The following is a 17,303-nucleotide window of genomic DNA, read 5'->3' as shown; positions in this document are numbered from 1 at the left end:
AAAGGGTCGTCTATAGGGGCAAATCACTTTAAAACAAAGGGATATGAACTTCCTGGAAAAGCGAGGCGACACCGAAATGAAGAAAAATATTATAGCAACTCTTACAGTAGGAGCCCTGCTTACACTCTCCTTAAGTGCGGGCCCTCTCCATGCTGCGCCGTCCAAATTTACGGATATTCAAGGTATTCCAGGTGCAGACAAAATCGAATCTCTCCATCAGAATGGATTAATTAAAGGGGTTAGCGATAACTTGTTCAAACCAGAAGAACAGCTGAGTACCGCTCAAGGCGTTCAATTGATCGTAGACGGACTGGACTTAAACCTGAATGCTATTCGTTTTATTAAAATGCCTGTGCCTAGTGATTATTTCTCTGCTGTAAAAGACGGTGTCTGGTACAGCGATGCTTTCATCCGCGCACAGTACAACAGTATCAAGCTTCCGCAAAATATTGATCCTTCCAAACCGCTCACTCGTGAGCAGTACACTCTGTTCCTCATGCAAGCGATTGAGGCCAAAGGTGGTCTGCCTATGATCAAAATCCAGCCGGTAGACATTGCGGACGAGAATGAGCTTACACCAGAGTACCAAGGTGCCGTACAACGTTCTCTGGTGCTGAAGATTAGCGCGCTGGATGCGGAAGGACAGTTCCATCCGAAACAAACCATTACTCGTGCTGAGGCTGCCGTGATGATGTACAATGCCATGGAGCACATGAAATCCTTCTTCACACCGCAAATCCCGGAAACACCGGAGAAGTAAATGGTATCTCAGGATAAAAGAATAGAATGGCAAACCCCGCATCTTTCTTCTTTAGAAAGTGCGGGGTTTTGTGTACAGCCTCAGTGCGATTCTAAGACACTTGGGGAAAACCTCTAAGAAAAACTGGTTTCCCAGGTCGGTTAAATCCGAGCTTCGTAGGATCAAATCTTCCTTAAGCGAGCCATCCTCCTGATACGGATCTAAAAAAATCAACTGGTGTTCTACTAGAAATTGCATACCGACGGTCTGTAAAAATAGCAAAAAAGCGAGTACTTTCCTCCAATAAGAGGATGTACTCGCTTAGAATATTACTGCCTATAATTCACGTTTAGATAGACTTAGAAAGAACCTTTTACAACCACTTCGGACAATGGGAAGCGACCTGATGGACGAGCTGGCTCAGCAGCTTTACCTACAGTAATCAGCAAAGTTGGTACAAAGCGTGCAGGGATGTTGAATGCTTCGATCAATTGTTGTGGGTTGTATCCGCCCATTGGGCAAGTGTCATAACCCAGGGAACGTGCTGCCAGCATAATGTTTTGGGAAGCGAAAGAAGCGTTGCGGATTGCTTCATCACGAGCGATTTGCGGGCTTTGGTAAGCACCGTTAATTTGACCCACCAACGCGTCACGAACTTCAGCAGGCAATGCGCCAGCTTCAACAGCTTGATCGTAGATGAATGTATTGCGGTTCGCTTCCAGATCACCGAGAACGGCAATCGTAACAGAACTGTCCACTACTTGAGTTTGTCCGTAAGCGATCGGGAGCAATTTTGCTTTGTCTGCTTCGGATTCAATCACGAGGAATCTCCAGTGTTGCAGGTTCCAGGAAGACGGGGCTTCAGAAGCTGCAGTCAAGATTGCGTTCAGGTCAGCCTCCGGCAATACAAAACCTTTTTCATACTTTTTAACTGCGTGGCGTTCGCTAATAACGCTAAGTGTTTCATTTTTTTCAGTAACGGACATGTGTTCCACTCCTTAGTTCTGTTTGGAATATTATATTTTTACGTTCGCAAAGCACGCCTTGAAAGCCATTCCGCCCCAAGCACAGGCCTTCCGAAAATAACATCAGCGCAGACGAACGCTCCCCATCTGTGTTCACGTTATGCCCGGAATTACCCAACTTTCAACCTCTTTTACACCGGAGCATACGTATCTCTTACACTTTTCTCCCAGGAGCCATGACTCTGACAGCACGCATTCAGATCTTCTCTTTGGTACATACCCCTTCCATCGGAAAAGGACCTTCTCCACGCTCAATGCTTTGCATCACATCAAGGATGGATATGCGGTCGAAATAAGCGCTCAGCGCTTCTTCCCCTCCATCGTATATAGCCCCCATCACACCCTGCATATTAGAGGAAACTTTACACGGCGAACCCGATTCACCTGAACACCAGCTTGGCCCGAGCGAACCTCCAGCAACTAGTCTGTACACTTCTCCAAGCTTGATCTCTTCACTTGGTCGACTAAGCAAGTATCCCCCATGAGCACCTTCTTTGGTCGTCAAGTAACCATGTTTGCGCAGAACACTCAGTACCTTGCGGACTCTGGCCGGATGTGTGCCCACACTTTGAGACAGGTCTTCACTGTTGGCCATACACTCGCTTCTCATCGATAGAAAAACAAGACAATGCACCGCAATGGTAAATTCGCTGTTCATAACTTACTCCCTTCCCGGCATACAACACCGATGAATTTCATTCCAAGGTAAGTATAACTGTCATTATATGAATAACAGTTATGTTTGTCAACACTTGCTCCTGAACGTCATTTGATCATAGATTTCCCTGTTATATCAATACTTACACTCTCTTGGTAATCTGCCGAACGCTGATTCAAAACGGTTGTTGAAAACGTTCTATGCATAAAAAAGTGAGCCTTTCGCTTCGCGAAGGGCTCCAATAAGATAGACATATGAAAGGGCTTACGTGATTATTATAATCGCTAATCTTCATTTTGAAAACGCTTTTTTTGTAAAGTTTGATTTTAAGCTGATTCAGGAGTTATCCGGTTATGAGGAAAATTTATATTGCGTAAACTAATGGCATTAGTTATATTACTAACATCATTAGTTTTAGGAGGATTTCCGATGCGGATCACCCGTGAATTCGATGTTTACCAAGTCACCTTTCTTCCCCGCCTCTTCCCTGTAAATGTCTATCTTGTTGAAGAGGAACAAGGCCTGACCCTGATTGATACAGGCATGCCATTCAGTCTAAAAGGTATTCTGGAGACAGCCGCTTCCTTGGGGAAACCCATCACCACCATCATCCTGACCCATGCCCATGCGGATCACGTTGGGGCGCTTGATGGTCTCAAGGATGCGCTCCCCGATGCTGAGGTATGCATCTCCAGCCGAGATGCCAAACTATTAACCGGGGACACATCGCTGTTATCGCACGAGCCGCAGACCCCGGTACGCGGCAGTGTGCCCAAAGGCATCCGTACGCAGCCGGATCGCCTGCTCGAAGATGGCGACCAGATTGGATCGCTGGTCGCTATTGCTTCTCCAGGCCATACGCCTGGGCATATGGCCTTCATGGATACACGCAGCCGAGTGTTGATCGCCGGCGATGCGTATCAAGTGCGCGGGGGCCTCGCCGTGTCCGGCCGCGTGCGCCCGCTCTTCCCGTTCCCTGCGCTGGCCACGTGGAATCGCGAAGCGGCACTAGCCAGCGGGATGCGTCTGGCGGAGCTGGAGCCGTCCGTGCTGGCCGTTGGCCACGGACGAATGCTCCGCCAGCCCGCGGCGGCCATGCGCGCGGCAGTCGCTGATGCTCAGCAGCGACTGCAACCAGCCGGGGGGCAGCGATGAGCCCCCGGCAAGGTCTGGATCGCGGCGCGTTGCTTGACGCTGCGATTCAGATCGTGGACAGCGACGGCTTTGAGGCGCTGACCCTGGCCGCTCTTGCGAAGCGGCTGGATGTGCGCTCGCCGTCGCTCTATAACCACATCAGCGGGCTCCCCGGGCTTCGCCAGGAACTGGCGCTGATGTCAGTGCAACAGCTTAGCCTTGCCGTCAACGAGGCTACGGCGGATCGCACCGGCGACGAGGCCATTCAAGCCATCGCCGCTGCTTATATCGGCTTCGTTCGCCAGCATCCCGGGCTCTACGAAGCCTCATACCATGCGCCCGACCTGAATGAACCGCAGCTCGCGGCATGCAAAACAGCTCTGCTGGACATGCTGCTGCATACCCTGCAGCCATACCCCCTCACCGAAGCGCAAGCATTGCATGCTGTTCGGGGGTTGCGCAGCCTCTGCCATGGTTTTGCCTCTATTGAGGCACAAGGCGGCTTCGGCATGGATTTCAGTCCGGACGATAGCCTGCGTCTGACCGTATCCGCTTTTCTCCACGGGCTGCGCCACCTGTCCGAAGACATATAAATGAGGACAAAGCTAAGTTTCCTAAATATCCGAGCAAGAGAAAACCGCCGAGACACTCGTAAGCAACCGAAGGAAGGATGATACTTTCGGAAGCTGAGCTACACCAAGTAATAGAAGTCTGTCTAATCAAACGAACTAAGTTTCCCGCACCGCTTGTAGCTCCTGGCTCACGCGGTGCCCCTCTTCATGCGAAGCATGCCTACAACTAAGCTAACCTCCGTCGCCTGATCCGTTGAATCTGTCCGACCTACTACAATTTCCTCTCAACAAAGTGAGACTTCCATGCGTCTGCCAGAATTCTAACGATCACCAGAGAGCTTACATGCCCGATAAACAGCCTTTTGGAATTCTAACGATCACCAGAGACGCTATTCTCTCAAAAAACGGTTAGAAACCATATAACAGACCGAGAATTCACAAAATAAGGTTTCTCCTGATCGTTAGAATTAAAAGAAGCAGAAAATGCGGCAAATAAGCTTCCTGGTGATCGTTAGCCTACATAGCTTGTGCCCAGGAACAGGAGCAGGAGGTTAATAAGTTTAGATACACCATCCCACGCCTGTCCATCTGTTGCAGTAATCCCTTCTTAGTGCAGCCATTAGTACATCTGTTAGTACATCTGCTTAATTTCCTCCTTATTCGAATAAACGACAACTCAGCGGGAACAATACTAGAGCGTGTCTTGAAACCTACTGAAGTGCATCTTTCCCCCTTTCCGCCCCCTGCTACGTCACTTTCCCTTGACGTGTCCCGATACGCCTGCGGGAAACTTCCTTGCTTGGAATGAACATTCGGCAAAATCAGCTTTCTTCAGAGTTTTCAGACACTTCTTACATATTTTCCGAATAAAAAACGATCAACATTGCCTGCATTTTTAAAAGATATGTATTCTATCGATTTCCTGTGTTTGTGCTATAATAGGAACTGAAAAATCAGGTCTTTTTGTATCTTATCCGGTTGAACGGATTACATATCATTGTAGAAAGAGGGCGTTTACGTGGCTCAAATCTCTCCGTACTATCTTCAAATCGGGGCGACTGTTGGCATGCTTGTCATGGCCTTACTTGCCATCTTCATTCGTATGAAAGCCAGCCACCGGCCGGTCACCATCCGTAAAATTATTATTCCGCCGCTCGGCATGAGCACAGGCTTTTTTATGTTTGTTGTACCGGAGACCCATGTTCCATGGTTATGGGCATTCATCGCTCTGCTGGTCGGCTGGTTTATTTTCTCGTATCCTCTCATTCGCAGCACCAAGTTTGAACGCGTAGGAGAAGAGATTTTTGCCACACGTTCCCGCAGCTTTGCCTTCATTTTGCTAGGACTTCTGGCTGTACGCCTGATTCTGCATGAAGTTATCCAGCGATATGTCAGCATTCCGCAAACAGGCGGCCTGTTCTTCCTGCTGGCGTTCGGTATGATTGTGCGCTGGCGTGTATATATGTACAAACACTACAAGGAAGTGCTCGCTGTTCAGAACTAAACGGTAGCTAAAATCTCCCGGCACTACCCTGATTTTTATAGGTCTAGAGCAATAAGAAATTAGACAATCAAGGTATTAAGCATTTACCAATCACATTGATCACATCAACTTATCGATAACATCAATCGACATCAACATCATTTTAAAAAGACACGTTCAACACACCATCAAAAGGTGCCAAGAACGTGTCTTTTGCTTGCAGGCTGCAACGACTTAATCAGAACTGTTATGCGGAAGTCGCTTTAATCGTTGGAATGAATGTACTCATCCATCAACCCAAGTTTACTCGCTCAATCCATCTATTCAGGGTCTGCAACCTTCACTAGCTGCTTGCCCAGATTATCTCCAGAGAAGAGTCCAATGAAAGCTTCCGGCGTCCGTTCGAAGCCGTCCACAATATTTTCTTCATACTGCAGCTTGCCTTCCTGAATCCACTTAGCAAGCTTAGCACGTCCTTCCTTGAAAGACTTCGTGTAGTCGCCCAGCAGAAAACCTTTCATCAGCGCCGTGTTCGTTAGCAGCAGTGTTTGTGGACGCATGCCGATATCCGGTTTCTCCAGATTATAAGACGAGATCTGTCCGCACAGCGGAATACGGGCATTCCGATTGATATGACGCAGTACAGCATCCGAGATATCGCCGCCAACATTGTCGAAGTATACGTCGACTCCGTCAGGACAAGCCTTTTCAATCGCTGCCGACATATCTTGCTCCGTCTTATAGTTCAGCACAACGTCGAAACCAAGCTTTTCTTTCAGATAGGTACATTTATCGTCAGAACCTGCGATACCAACCACACGCGCACCGACGATTTTACCGATCTGACCTGCGATCATCCCCACAGCTCCTGCCGCGCCAGAGACCACAACGGTCTCTCCATCTTTGGGTTTGCCGATATCCTCCATGCCGAAATACGCGGTCAAACCTGTCAGACCCAATGCACCGAGATAAGCTGTAATTGGAGCCTCGTCCGAATCAATCAGCGACAGATCCGTCGTATTGACCGCAGCATATTGCTGCCAGCCCCACATCCCCGTCACCAGATCACCTTTGCGTAAATTGGGCTCGGATGATTCCACAACCTGCCCGATCGCTCCTCCCTTAATGACTTCATTCAGGGCGTACGGCGGTGCATAGGATTTCGTATCTTTCATTCGTCCCCGCATGTACGGATCGACCGACAAATATAATGTACGAACCAGCACTTGCCCAGCTTCCGGTTCAGGTAGCGATGCCTCAACGAATTCAAAATTCTCTTTGGATGGAGCCCCTTCAGGACGGGACGCCAGTACGATCTGTTTATTTACACTCATTAAAATAACCTCCTGATTCCCAGTGGCTCCAAGGTCAGCCCTTGTCATCTGCAGTAACACAGGCACACCACTGGCTCTATGTTGATCTTCATAATAGTTTAAACCGAAACAGGCGGATCACAAACGTGGGCCGCCCGGAAATATACAAATTTCGTCACATTATAGCTCTAAACCAACCTTACAGCACAGTGAAAATGAATTAGCCAATAGTGAAATGACACAATCTTTTCATTCTGGGCGAATAGCCTTACATCTGTGTGTAGTCCACCCATCTGAATCCCTACCCCATCTTATTGCGCAGTCAGAATGACCGGTCCATCGGCTGTAATGGCAATGGTATGTTCATACTGAGCGGACAGACTTCCATCCAAAGTGCGTGCAGTCCAACCATCCGAATCCAGCTTGCTGCGGAATGTTCCGATATTCAACATCGGTTCAATGGTGATGACCATGCCCTCTTTAAGCCGCGGACCGCGATGCGGTGGGCCGTAGTGAGGAACCTGCGGCTCTTCGTGCATCTTCTCTCCAATACCGTGTCCAATAAATTCACGAACCACGGACAGTCCTTCTCCTTCAGCATACGTTTGAATGGCATGCGAGATGTCTCCGATCCGGTTACCGACAATAGCAAGCTCAATGCCTTTGTATAGAGAGTTTTTCGTCACGTCTAACAAATGTTGCGCTTCAGGACTTACATTTCCGACTGCATAAGACCAAGCCGAGTCCGCCAGCCATCCATCCAAATTCACGACCATGTCGATGGTAACGATATCGCCGTCTTTCAGCACGTATTTTCCCGGAAAACCGTGACAGATCACGTCATTAACCGACGCACATGTCGCATAAGGGTACCCGTTGTAGCCCTTTTGCTCCGGTATAGCGCCATTTTTCTTCATAAATGCCTCTGCAAACTGGTCAATCTCCTGTGTTGTGATTCCCGGACGAATCAGTTTTGCAATTTCTCTATGGCACGCAGCCAGAATTTCTCCAGCTCTTCTCATTTGTTCAATCTGTTCTTTCGTCTTTATCATGATCATGCCAACTACTCCTTGTCCGTTATGATCTTATCCTGTCTTCTATTGTAACGCGAAACGCTCAAAATAAAAAATTCCGATAACTGAGGCAACATCCTATTATACGCCAAGCTGTGAATGAATGAGTATTTTTTTCTCCAAAAACACGAAACCCCTCTTGGGCAAGCCACGTATTAGCATAAAAATAACTGAAAACGAAAGGATGAACGACTCATGTTTAAGAAACTCATAGGCAAACTCATCGACTCCAAGTCCTCATCTCAACACAAACGTTACAGTTCTTCCAATAGACGTTCCTATAAAAAATACAGCAGTTCCTCTGGCAAACGCGGCTACAAGCGCTATTCCTCATCTGATATGAAGTACAGGGATCAGCGCCATGGATCAGGATATTACAAAAGCAGAAAGTATAGCTCCAGCTAAACGATTGAATCTGATATGACTCTACGTCGGTCCCGAATTCGCTCTCGCTTGAACCTGACTCTTTACCACCAGATATAACAAAGGGGTGTTCCATCGATACCGTACACACGGCCTTCGGAACACCCCTGCTTTTTAGTTTATAACACTTCTACTCCGCTCTTCTGCTTCTACAGCAACGGTCTCAACCGATCCATCTCACGCTGCAACTCTCCTGCCCCGCCCTCATAACCCGGACGAAGCCCGAGAAGCCGCTCCAGCATCTCATGCAGTGCAGGCGTAAGCTGGAGCTCTTCCTGCCAGCTGGCAGGTGCGCTACCCTTCTGAGGCTCATAGGCCGAATACAGCATGAAAAGCAGAAAGTGACCAATATCCTGCAAATCCTGATCAGGTATAGCCGGTTCATCCTCAGGCTCAGGCACATCTTTCATTCGGCGTTTTAACTCTGGCAACAACGGCTCCCCCAAGCGTCTTGCCAGGCCAAAATCAATTAAATGTACTCGTCCCTCTCGTACAATGACGTTAGGGATTCGCACGTCGCCATGAATGAATCCCTGCTGATGTACATGAGCTATCGGAACTAGTAGCTGACAAGCGAGTTCCACGCATTCACGCTCTGTATATTGCTGACCTTCTTCGAAGATCAATTGTTCCAGCGTCTGTCCCCGGACATACTCTGTCACCATATAATTCCGTCTTCGCACGTTAAAGGTATCCAAAAGCTTAGGGATTGCTGGATGATGCAAATGCTGTAACACATCCGCTTCCCTGCTCAGCAGCCGCGCAGCAAGTCTGCCCTTACTCGGCTTCGATTCCTTCAACGCGACTTCCCTTCCCGTCTGCTGATCCACGCACAGATAGGTCAGTCCGTAACTCCCCATGCCTAGAAGCTCCCGTATCACATAACGATCCCCTATGATTATTCCTTGCCGCCCAGGACGGTCTGCAAATAATCCGATCAATCTTTGCCAGCTTCTCCCCAGCTCCACGTTGCCTCCCACGCCAGCTATCTGATGCCTGATCCGGTTTCCTGTCCTGTCATGAGAAACGGCTGATCAGCGGCTGGACTTCATGTTGTATTGGAGCTAATTATAGCAGGCTGTATATGTGAAATCACGATCATCCATAATGCAGATTCATTTAAGCTTCTTTATGTTTCTTTGGCATCAAACCAAACAACATACGGAGTGAAGTGATTTTGGACTTTCGTTTTCGCCCCTGATAGCTGCGCAAATTGGTCACGAGTTCGCGATCTCGTTCTTCCTCCAGTTTTTCGTTCATCCACTGACGTTGCTTCTCCATCTGTTCCTGGAGCGCAAGATGAGTCTCCGCCAGATGCTGGAGTGTCAGTTCCAGTTCATCCACCCGGTGCTGTAACACCTGCACGCGATCGTCCTCTTCCGGCTTGGGCTCAACCGCACCGTAGGTAACCTCACTTACAAGCTGGCCGAGTCCTTCATAAGATCTCAATTGACCGTACTGATCCACTTCCAACGGCGGTAATGGATTAGATCCAGATAAGACCGTACTGGTTGCAGCACACTCCTGCTCTGTATGCTCACGTATGGCTTGGACAGACTGCTGTTCTGTTTTCCCTTCTGCCGGGGATAGCACCGTAACCACTGCATCAGCCAGCGGCAGGTTATGCTCTCTAAGCTCCGTCATCAGACGTTCAATGCACTCGATATCATCGGATTTGAACAATCTGGATTTATTCGCAGAACGTTCGAAACGATATCCCTGCTCCTCAAGTGCTGCCGCATATTTACGAAGAGTACTGGCACCTATACCCAGGCTCTTGGCCGTTTCCGTCGTTGCTCCTACTTCTTCAATCATCATGAATTCCCTCCCGGTATGAAGTCTTTTTGGCTTGCAAAATCACGACTTTAGCGCTCCTGCAACGAACTGTCATCGGATCGGGTGACCTTTCTCTTGCACAACCATGGACTGTGAACATGAAACCTTAAACAATCCTAAAACAACCTTCTACATGTGACCCGCCAGTGCTTCTCTCTTGCATGTCGGTAAGTATTCGTCAATCTGCTTGCAGAACCCTTTGACGGTTTAGTTCTGTTTCTGGGGATTCATAAGAACTTTTGTCAGGTATATATTCCGCATAAAAGCCCCTCCATCCGACAAGCTACAGGAATGCTGTCGTGTCGAAAACGGTACATGCAAATGCCGTCTAAATTTCGGAATGCATCGAATTGATGTCAATTTTGTTAACTCCATTACTCCAATACGCTCCCGCGACAGAGGGAATCATTGCTGTATTGCTTTTTCATGTGTTATCTTATGTAACGTAGAATTGAATTTCAGCATAAAATAAAGCACTATACTTAACATAATAATAATCAAGTAATGGATAAATCCAATGTAAACGGAGGCTGAAGGCAGTGTTAGGCAAATCAGGGAAAGTGGCGGTCATCGGGGCAGGTCTTGTAGGTTCAAGTTGTGCATATTCGATGATCAATCAATCGATATGCAGGGAGATTATGATGGTCGATCGGACGTATGACCGTGCGGTAGCACAGGCACTCGATTTTTCCCATTGCATGGACTTTACACACAATCGAACGAAAGTATACGCAGGAACGTATGCCGATTGCGGCAGTATGGATGTCATCATTTTGACCGCTGGAGCCAATCCGAAGCCTGGACAGACAAGACTCGACGTTCTGGAGGAAGCAGAGTCTATTGCCAAAGATATCGTAGTTCCGATCATGAACAGTGGTTTTAACGGAATCTTCGTTGTCGCAGCCAACCCCGTGGACATTGTTACGTATATGGTATGGAAATTGTCCGGTTTGCCGCGTGAGCGTGTCATCGGGACGGGAACCTCGATCGACTCTTCACGGCTCAAAACACTGCTATCCGAGGTATTCTCCATCGACCCGCGCAGCGTACACGGCTACGCACTCGGTGAGCACGGCGAGTCCCAATTCGTAGCCTGGTCCCATGTTACCATTGGTGGCAAGCCTATTCTGCACATTTTGGATCAACACAAGGAACGGTTCAAACATCTGGATCTGGACGATATTGCTAAAAAAACGAAGGATGCGGGCTGGGAAATTTTCACTCGCAAAGGTTCAACCCAGTTTGGCATTGGGAATGCACTTGCCCATATTACTCGCTCCATCCTGAATGACGAGCATAAAATCATCGCTGTATCCGCGATTCTTGATGGCGAATATGGACAGCGGAATGTTTGTGCAGGAGTCCCTGCAATCATTGGGGAGGGCGGTATTCAAGAGATTATCGAATTAAATCTCGATCAAGCGGAGATTGAGAAATTCGAGCGCTCCTGTGAAATTTTATCCGGTAATATTAACCGCCTGACCATCGCCTAAGCCTTCGTAAATTCTGAGTAGGAACAGGTCTACACTGCGAGCTTGTTGCAAAATAGAACAAAAAAAACAACCTTCATTTCACCACACTGTGGACATGAAGGTTGTTCTGCTACACTATCTTTTTAATCCGTTGGGCTCAATCCAATGATCCACATATGAATCTCTACTTAACTAGGCCCAATCCGCGGCTCATCAGACGGTCCCCATTGCTGGAGGACCCGCTTCAGTTCACTTAGCATCACCGGCTTGCTGATAAAGTCCCGCATGCCGATCTCCAGACAGGCCTCTTTATCTTCCCGCCTCGAATTGCCCGTAACGGCAATAATCGGGGGAATCCGATCCTCAGGAATTAACCGATGCAACAGATTCGTGGCTTTCAGACCGTCCATTACAGGCATATGGATATCCATCAGAACAATATCATAGGCATTCTGCGAGATGGCATCAATCGCTTCTACTCCATTCGTGCACACATCGGCCTCATAGCCCAGTTTCTCCAAATATTCCTGTAAAATCTTCCGGTTGACCGGATGATCTTCTGCTACGAGAATACGCATAGCCACCTTGTCACTTTGACGTGTACGGTCATGCTGGAACTCACTTGCTGACTTTTCACCTGATGCTTCAACTCGCGTCGTCGGAATAGCAAACCGGAAAACGGAGCCTTCTCCTTCCGTACTCTCCACACTGATGCTTCCACCCATAATCTCAACAAGTCTCTTGGAGATCACCAGCCCAAGTCCTGTTCCGCCGTATTTGCGGTTAATTACTGGATGTAGTTGAGAGAACGACTGGAACAACTGATCCTGCTTGTCCGCAGGAATACCAATCCCCGTATCTTGCACAGCAAAATCCAGTACACTATCCTCAGGTTTACTTCCTTTAATGATATCCACCGTGACATCGATACTTCCCTGATCTGTGAATTTCAGCGCGTTGCCAACGAGGTTCACCAGAATCTGCCTTATTCGCATCGAATCCCCCGCCATATAATCAGGAATATTCGGGTTCAGACGAAAACGAATATCCAGATGTTTCTCGTCTGCTCGTGGCTTGAACAGCTCCGCAACCTGCTCCAGCATCTTGCGGAGCGAGAACGGCTCGTAGGCCAGGGCCATTTTACCAGACTCCAGCTTACTGAAGTCCAGAATATCATTCAGGATGTTCAGCAATGCATCGCCGCTCTCTTGAATAATCTGGGCGTACTCTCGCTGCTCCTCTGACAAGTCTGTACCCACCAATAGCTCAGTCATTCCTACAATGCCGTTCATCGGTGTCCGGATTTCGTGACTGACGAGAGACAGGAACTCGGACTTGGCTTGTGCAGCGAGCTCAGCCGTTTCCTTGGCGCGAACAATTTCACGTTCACCGGTAACGTCATTAAAAACAACGACCGCACCACGAATCTGACCCTCATCAATAATCGGAGTTACTTGATACTGTACAAGGAAACTACTGCCGTCTTTTCTCCAGAACACGTCCTCCGTCACTGAACGCGCATGTCCATCGAGCACCGTCATGTGAATCGGACATTCTTCTTTCGGAAAATAACTTCCGTCTGCACGCGTGTGATGGATAATCGGGTGTGAACTTTTACCAATGAATTCATGAGCTTCATAACCGAACATGGATGCCGCAGCCGGATTCATGAACATGGTAATGCCATCCGCATCGAGACCGTAGATTCCTTCGGTAACGGTATTGAGGATCAACTCATGCTGCTTGCTCAGCTCCTGAATACGCTCCGTGTACTCCTTGCGCTCCGTTATATCTGATACTATACCGTAGACACCAACTACTTCGTTATCTATAATAATCGGCACATTCGTTACCGAAACTTCGATCTTCCGGCCACTGGAATTTACAACACGAGTCTCATAGTATTGAGGCTTCCCCTGCTTCACGAGCTCAAATCCAGTTTCCCCCTTCTGCAGTTCTCGTTTATCCAGGTTCGACAGAAAGGACTGCCCGATGAGTTTGCTACGCGGAATATCAAGCATTTGCACCATATTGCTGTTCACAGCACTATAATTCCCTTCCAGATCGAGGGAGTATACCGCAGCTGGATTATATTCAAACAATGACTTGTACCGCTCACGGCTTTCGCGAAGACGTCTGTCAGCATCTTTCTGCTGGGTAATATCCCTGCTAATGCTCACAATTTGCGTTATTTTGCCATGTTCCCCGGTCACGGGCTTCGCCAATGTCTCCATCCAGATGTAATGCCCATCTTTGTGTAACACTCTCATCTTGCAGCCATGACCAATATTAGAAATGAGCAAAGGGTCCGGATAATCTCCCGGGTAACAGTAGGATTTAAACGATTTCCCTGCGACTTCCTCCGGCTCATAACCAAGCAGTGCACGAACAGATGGAGAGACATACAAGAGTTCACCATCTATAGCACAGGTTGTAATCAGATCTTGCGCATGTTCGGCCAATACCTGATATTTCTCTTGAGTCTGTTGCAGTTCCTGTTCGATGATTACTTTATCCGTCACATCCTTGGCAATACCATAGATGCCGACGACATCATCACCTTCTGTAATCGGTATATAGGTCACCTGTGCATGTTTCACAGAGCCATCTTTATGATAAAAAGCCATCGCTTCGCTGACTGAACGTCCAGCCAGAACATCTTCGATGAATTGCACTCTTCTATTTTCACTCTCAGGCGGGCTGATGCGATCCCGACTCACCCCTGCAAGCTCTTCAATCTTGTAGCCAGATAACCGTTCAAACGAAGGGTTAGCATCGATGTGATTCCCTTTAATGTCCATCACATAGATGGCATCCGGGTGGTTAAAAAACAATGATCGGTAAGAGCTACCCTCAGAAATAATTCGTTTCAGGGTTTCCGTTTTATTATGATCCAAAGGCCTACCCCTCTTTTCTCAGCCAAAATCTTCTTTCTTCATCACATTACATATGCGCCATTTTCGGCTGTAACAGTCTTACCCTCGAATAACCATGTTCGCCTGACTAGAAACAGCTTTTTTTATTTTACCAGATTCTCGTCTCATTTTGCTTATCAAATAGGATGAAATTCACATCAATAGGCATGAAAAAGATGGGATTTGCCCTTTATCGCATAATATAAAAAAAAACTGAGACTGTCTGCATACCAACTCTTTGGATGCACAGCCTCAGGAAAGGTTCATTTGTTATTCTCATCGAACGTATACTTTATACTTCCTTCTTCGAAAAATAAATCATGCCCATCGCAATGAATAACACGGCGCTGCCACCAACTACGGCTAGAAGTGTGCCGAGCGGAACATTGAACGCACCGAACCCTGTTCCCTCAATGGGAAGCATCAGAATCATCGGCTGTGCCCATGGATAATACGGGCCATACGTTGCGGAGTTTGCAACCAGAATGTTAGGTATCGTTAGCGCGAAGTTCAGGGCAAGCGGCGCGGCGAAACTGCTCCAGATCAGAGACACAAACATCTGTAATGCCGCCAATGGGATACAAGCCAGAAGTCCAAGCAACATTTTACTGACAAGGAATCCCCAAGGTACCGGTGATGCCATCCCATGGATTAATCCTGTCAAAACGATACTTCCGAATAGAAGTAACTGTGTACCAGCGAGGAGCAGTAACACCATTGTGAATTTGCCTAAATACACACCTGTACGTGTAAGTGGCAGAACCAAGAGCTGTTTCCATCCACCCCCTGCATGTTCAAAACGGCAGACAAATGAGGTGAACACCCCTGTCAGCATCGGTAACAAAAGCATACCGTGAATCATCACCATGGCTGACATCAATGCAATCCAATCGCCCGATGGGGAAGAGAGCAGACCGATGAGCAGTGCGATCAAGGGACTGATTAGAACCAAAAGCGAGATTGGCGATTTGGCCATTTTCAAACGTTCCGCAGATAAGATACGAAAATAGGTTGTAGCAAAATTCATATCAGGCCACATCCTTCCGACTGAAGTGCATCATGCCTATCAGCAAAATGAGGATTCCTAAACATGCACCCATTGCTGCGTATAAGTAAGCGTTAGGCGCACTCCAAGCCATCTGTGCCCAAGCAAGTGGAAAATGTGGAGAAATGCTGAGTGAAAACATACCGGTAATCGCAAGAATAATGCCGAATGTAACCGGTAGCGCCTGATTTTTGGATACCAGCGTAAACCATAATTCAATGGACAATACAGGCAGTGCGCCAGCTAGCGGCATAAGCCCCAGCTTCAGTGCCTGTGCCCACGGTATATCTTTGGCATCGAAACCAAGCACAAGTCCCAGTCCAACAACCCCCGCCGTTAGCAACAAACATGAGATCATTAGTAGCACACAGGCCAGCAGAAACTTTGCAAGATAAACGGCTGGCCTTTTAATTGGCATCGCCAGAAGTTGCTTCCACGACCCCTGCTCATGCTCTATTCCGGCGATCATCGAACTCAAAATGGTTGCGCCCAGCATTAAAGCCAGCGGCACAAAAACAACCACGTTTCCCAGCAGACCTCCCCACAAATTATCGGCATACTGCTCTTTCAGATAATCCAGCCGTAATCCGAAATTCAGAGCCTGCATGGCCGTCAAGCCGATTGGGGCCAGAAACACCAGAAACCAGATGCCTTTGCCACGAATTTTAAGCCAGTCGGCTGATAATGCACGTCCTGTCATAGGGAAGCCCCCTCGCCAATGACACGCATGAAGAGATCCTCCAAAGACTGTCTCTGTTCTTCGACCCGGTATACATCATGATCCTGTTCAATCAATCGGCGTACCAGCAGTGCGACTGCGCTGTTATCCATGTAGGGGAAGGTAAGCTCAGCACCCTGTCTCTGACCAAATTGCCCCTGCTCACGAGCAAGCTTCATGGCTGCCTCCGGTTCAGACACCGTGAGCCTGATTGAGCTGCCTGTCTGACTATGGAGACTCGCCATCGTGTCCTGCATCACCATTTTGCCATCTCTTATAATACCGACACGACTCGCCATCTGCTCCACTTCACTCAGCAAGTGACTGGATACAAGAACGGTGATGCCATGCTCCAGCGGCATACGTTTGATGAGTTCCCGAATCTCCTGAATCCCCGCGGGGTCAAGTCCGTTCGTTGGCTCATCCAAAATAAGCAGCTCCGGTTCACCGAGTAGCGCGCTGGCAATGCCCAAACGCTGTTTCATGCCGAGGGAATACCCTTTTACATTTCGTTTAGCATCTTTTGTCAGATCAACAATAGATAACACTTCCGCAATCCTTGACTTGGGTACATTGATAATGCGGCGCAGTACCTCAAGATTCTCTACCGCATTCAGATGACCGTAATAGGAGGGGTACTCCACCAGAGAACCTACACGCCGTAAAATGTCCATACGGTCCTTGCGAATATCTTTGTCGAAGACCCGGATGACACCTTTGGTCGGTTTAATCAATCCAAGAAGCATGCGGATCGTTGTTGTTTTGCCGGCACCGTTAGGACCAAGGAAGCCGTAGATATCTCCTTTTTTAATATGAAGGTCAAGTTCACGAACCGCTGCACGGTCCTTATATGTTTTCCATAAATTCGCTGTTTGAATAATATTTTCGCTCATTCAT

Annotated in this window: 15 protein-coding genes; 5 read left to right on the top strand and 10 right to left on the bottom strand. The window is 48.0% G+C overall.

Annotated elements, in window-relative coordinates; translation table 11 throughout:
* The first annotated feature begins 76 nt into the window (after nt 1-76).
* Nucleotides 77-760 carry an S-layer homology domain-containing protein gene (locus ACT89M_RS02615; RefSeq protein WP_154891404.1) on the top strand — a complete coding sequence of 228 codons (684 nt, stop codon included), beginning with the start codon at nt 77-79 and terminating at the stop codon, nt 758-760.
* Between the two features lie 338 nt (nt 761-1,098).
* On the opposite strand, the gene ACT89M_RS02610 is transcribed toward ACT89M_RS02615, so the two are convergent.
* Both ACT89M_RS02610 and ACT89M_RS02605 read right to left on the bottom strand, forming a co-directional pair.
* Nucleotides 1,099-1,725 (bottom strand): nitroreductase family protein, encoded by a 627-nt coding sequence (locus tag ACT89M_RS02610; protein ID WP_090918698.1) that lies wholly within the window; start codon nt 1,723-1,725, stop codon nt 1,099-1,101.
* Between the two features lie 235 nt (nt 1,726-1,960).
* A complete protein-coding gene (locus ACT89M_RS02605) occupies nt 1,961-2,422 on the bottom strand; it encodes an RrF2 family transcriptional regulator (protein WP_308722979.1) in 462 nt (153 codons plus the stop codon).
* Nucleotides 2,423-2,851: 429 nt separating this feature from the next.
* On the opposite strand from ACT89M_RS02605, the gene ACT89M_RS02600 reads away from it, so the two are divergent.
* The 3 genes from ACT89M_RS02600 to ACT89M_RS02590 all read left to right on the top strand — a co-directional run bounded on the left by ACT89M_RS02600 (nt 2,852) and on the right by ACT89M_RS02590 (nt 5,632).
* A complete protein-coding gene (locus ACT89M_RS02600) occupies nt 2,852-3,577 on the top strand; it encodes an MBL fold metallo-hydrolase (protein WP_308722980.1) in 726 nt (241 codons plus the stop codon).
* A complete protein-coding gene (locus ACT89M_RS02595) occupies nt 3,574-4,149 on the top strand; it encodes a TetR/AcrR family transcriptional regulator (RefSeq protein ID WP_487344981.1) in 576 nt (191 codons plus the stop codon). The genes ACT89M_RS02600 and ACT89M_RS02595 overlap by 4 nt, the downstream gene beginning before the upstream one ends.
* Nucleotides 4,150-5,146: 997 nt before the next feature.
* Nucleotides 5,147-5,632, top strand: a complete 486-nt coding sequence (locus ACT89M_RS02590) for a CcdC family protein (RefSeq protein WP_186809802.1) — start codon at nt 5,147-5,149, stop codon at nt 5,630-5,632.
* A 299-nt stretch (nt 5,633-5,931) separates the two neighbouring features.
* Here ACT89M_RS02590 and ACT89M_RS02585 read toward each other — a convergent pair whose 3' ends face one another.
* The 4 genes from ACT89M_RS02585 to ACT89M_RS02570 all read right to left on the bottom strand — a co-directional run bounded on the left by ACT89M_RS02585 (nt 5,932) and on the right by ACT89M_RS02570 (nt 10,238).
* The gene (locus ACT89M_RS02585; RefSeq protein ID WP_090918707.1) at nt 5,932-6,945 is read right to left on the bottom strand and encodes an NADP-dependent oxidoreductase; all 1,014 of its coding nucleotides are present in this window, start codon (nt 6,943-6,945) and stop codon (nt 5,932-5,934) included.
* Between the two features lie 290 nt (nt 6,946-7,235).
* Complete coding sequence (gene map / locus ACT89M_RS02580) at nt 7,236-7,982, bottom strand: type I methionyl aminopeptidase (protein ID WP_090918710.1); 747 nt, start codon at nt 7,980-7,982, stop codon at nt 7,236-7,238.
* Between the two features lie 587 nt (nt 7,983-8,569).
* Complete coding sequence (locus ACT89M_RS02575) at nt 8,570-9,388, bottom strand: serine/threonine protein kinase (protein ID WP_308722982.1); 819 nt, start codon at nt 9,386-9,388, stop codon at nt 8,570-8,572.
* Between the two features lie 151 nt (nt 9,389-9,539).
* Nucleotides 9,540-10,238, bottom strand: coding sequence for a hypothetical protein (locus ACT89M_RS02570; protein ID WP_154891410.1), 699 nt, complete (start codon nt 10,236-10,238; stop codon nt 9,540-9,542).
* A gap of 557 nt (nt 10,239-10,795) precedes the next feature.
* Between ACT89M_RS02570 and ACT89M_RS02565 the strand changes: the two genes are divergently transcribed.
* Nucleotides 10,796-11,749 (top strand): L-lactate dehydrogenase, encoded by a 954-nt coding sequence (locus tag ACT89M_RS02565; RefSeq protein WP_154891411.1) that lies wholly within the window; start codon nt 10,796-10,798, stop codon nt 11,747-11,749.
* Between the two features lie 167 nt (nt 11,750-11,916).
* On the opposite strand, the gene ACT89M_RS02560 is transcribed toward ACT89M_RS02565, so the two are convergent.
* The 4 genes from ACT89M_RS02560 to ACT89M_RS02545 form a co-directional block, all read right to left on the bottom strand.
* Entirely contained in the window at nt 11,917-14,625 is a 2,709-nt protein-coding gene (locus ACT89M_RS02560; RefSeq protein ID WP_253498235.1) for a PAS domain-containing hybrid sensor histidine kinase/response regulator, read from the bottom strand.
* A 310-nt stretch (nt 14,626-14,935) separates the two neighbouring features.
* Entirely contained in the window at nt 14,936-15,670 is a 735-nt protein-coding gene (locus ACT89M_RS02555; protein WP_253498238.1) for an ABC transporter permease, read from the bottom strand.
* A gap of 1 nt (nt 15,671) precedes the next feature.
* The gene (locus tag ACT89M_RS02550) at nt 15,672-16,388 is read right to left on the bottom strand and encodes an ABC transporter permease (protein WP_154960034.1); all 717 of its coding nucleotides are present in this window, start codon (nt 16,386-16,388) and stop codon (nt 15,672-15,674) included.
* The gene (locus ACT89M_RS02545) at nt 16,385-17,299 is read right to left on the bottom strand and encodes an ABC transporter ATP-binding protein (RefSeq protein ID WP_090918727.1); all 915 of its coding nucleotides are present in this window, start codon (nt 17,297-17,299) and stop codon (nt 16,385-16,387) included. Before ACT89M_RS02545 ends, ACT89M_RS02550 begins: the two co-directional genes overlap by 4 nt.
* Nucleotides 17,300-17,303 lie beyond the last annotated feature (4 nt).

The sequence above is a fragment of the Paenibacillus sp. NN59 genome (assembly GCF_057597225.1).
This window is presented reverse-complemented; position numbering and strand designations above follow the sequence as displayed.

What these genes read in the sequence shown, in the direction of transcription:
- ACT89M_RS02605 (WP_308722979.1), bottom strand. Translation starts at nt 2,422, where the DNA reads ATGAACAGCGAATTTACCATTGCGGTGCATTGTCTTGTTTTTCTATCG.
- map (WP_090918710.1), bottom strand. Translation starts at nt 7,982, where the DNA reads ATGATCATGATAAAGACGAAAGAACAGATTGAACAAATGAGAAGAGCT.
- ACT89M_RS02550 (WP_154960034.1), bottom strand. Translation starts at nt 16,388, where the DNA reads ATGACAGGACGTGCATTATCAGCCGACTGGCTTAAAATTCGTGGCAAA.
- ACT89M_RS02610 (WP_090918698.1), bottom strand. Translation starts at nt 1,725, where the DNA reads ATGTCCGTTACTGAAAAAAATGAAACACTTAGCGTTATTAGCGAACGC.
- ACT89M_RS02615 (WP_154891404.1), top strand. Translation starts at nt 77, where the DNA reads ATGAAGAAAAATATTATAGCAACTCTTACAGTAGGAGCCCTGCTTACA.
- ACT89M_RS02585 (WP_090918707.1), bottom strand. Translation starts at nt 6,945, where the DNA reads ATGAGTGTAAATAAACAGATCGTACTGGCGTCCCGTCCTGAAGGGGCT.
- ACT89M_RS02570 (WP_154891410.1), bottom strand. Translation starts at nt 10,238, where the DNA reads ATGATGATTGAAGAAGTAGGAGCAACGACGGAAACGGCCAAGAGCCTG.
- ACT89M_RS02555 (WP_253498238.1), bottom strand. Translation starts at nt 15,670, where the DNA reads ATGAATTTTGCTACAACCTATTTTCGTATCTTATCTGCGGAACGTTTG.
- ACT89M_RS02545 (WP_090918727.1), bottom strand. Translation starts at nt 17,299, where the DNA reads ATGAGCGAAAATATTATTCAAACAGCGAATTTATGGAAAACATATAAG.
- ACT89M_RS02595 (WP_487344981.1), top strand. Translation starts at nt 3,574, where the DNA reads ATGAGCCCCCGGCAAGGTCTGGATCGCGGCGCGTTGCTTGACGCTGCG.
- ACT89M_RS02600 (WP_308722980.1), top strand. Translation starts at nt 2,852, where the DNA reads ATGCGGATCACCCGTGAATTCGATGTTTACCAAGTCACCTTTCTTCCC.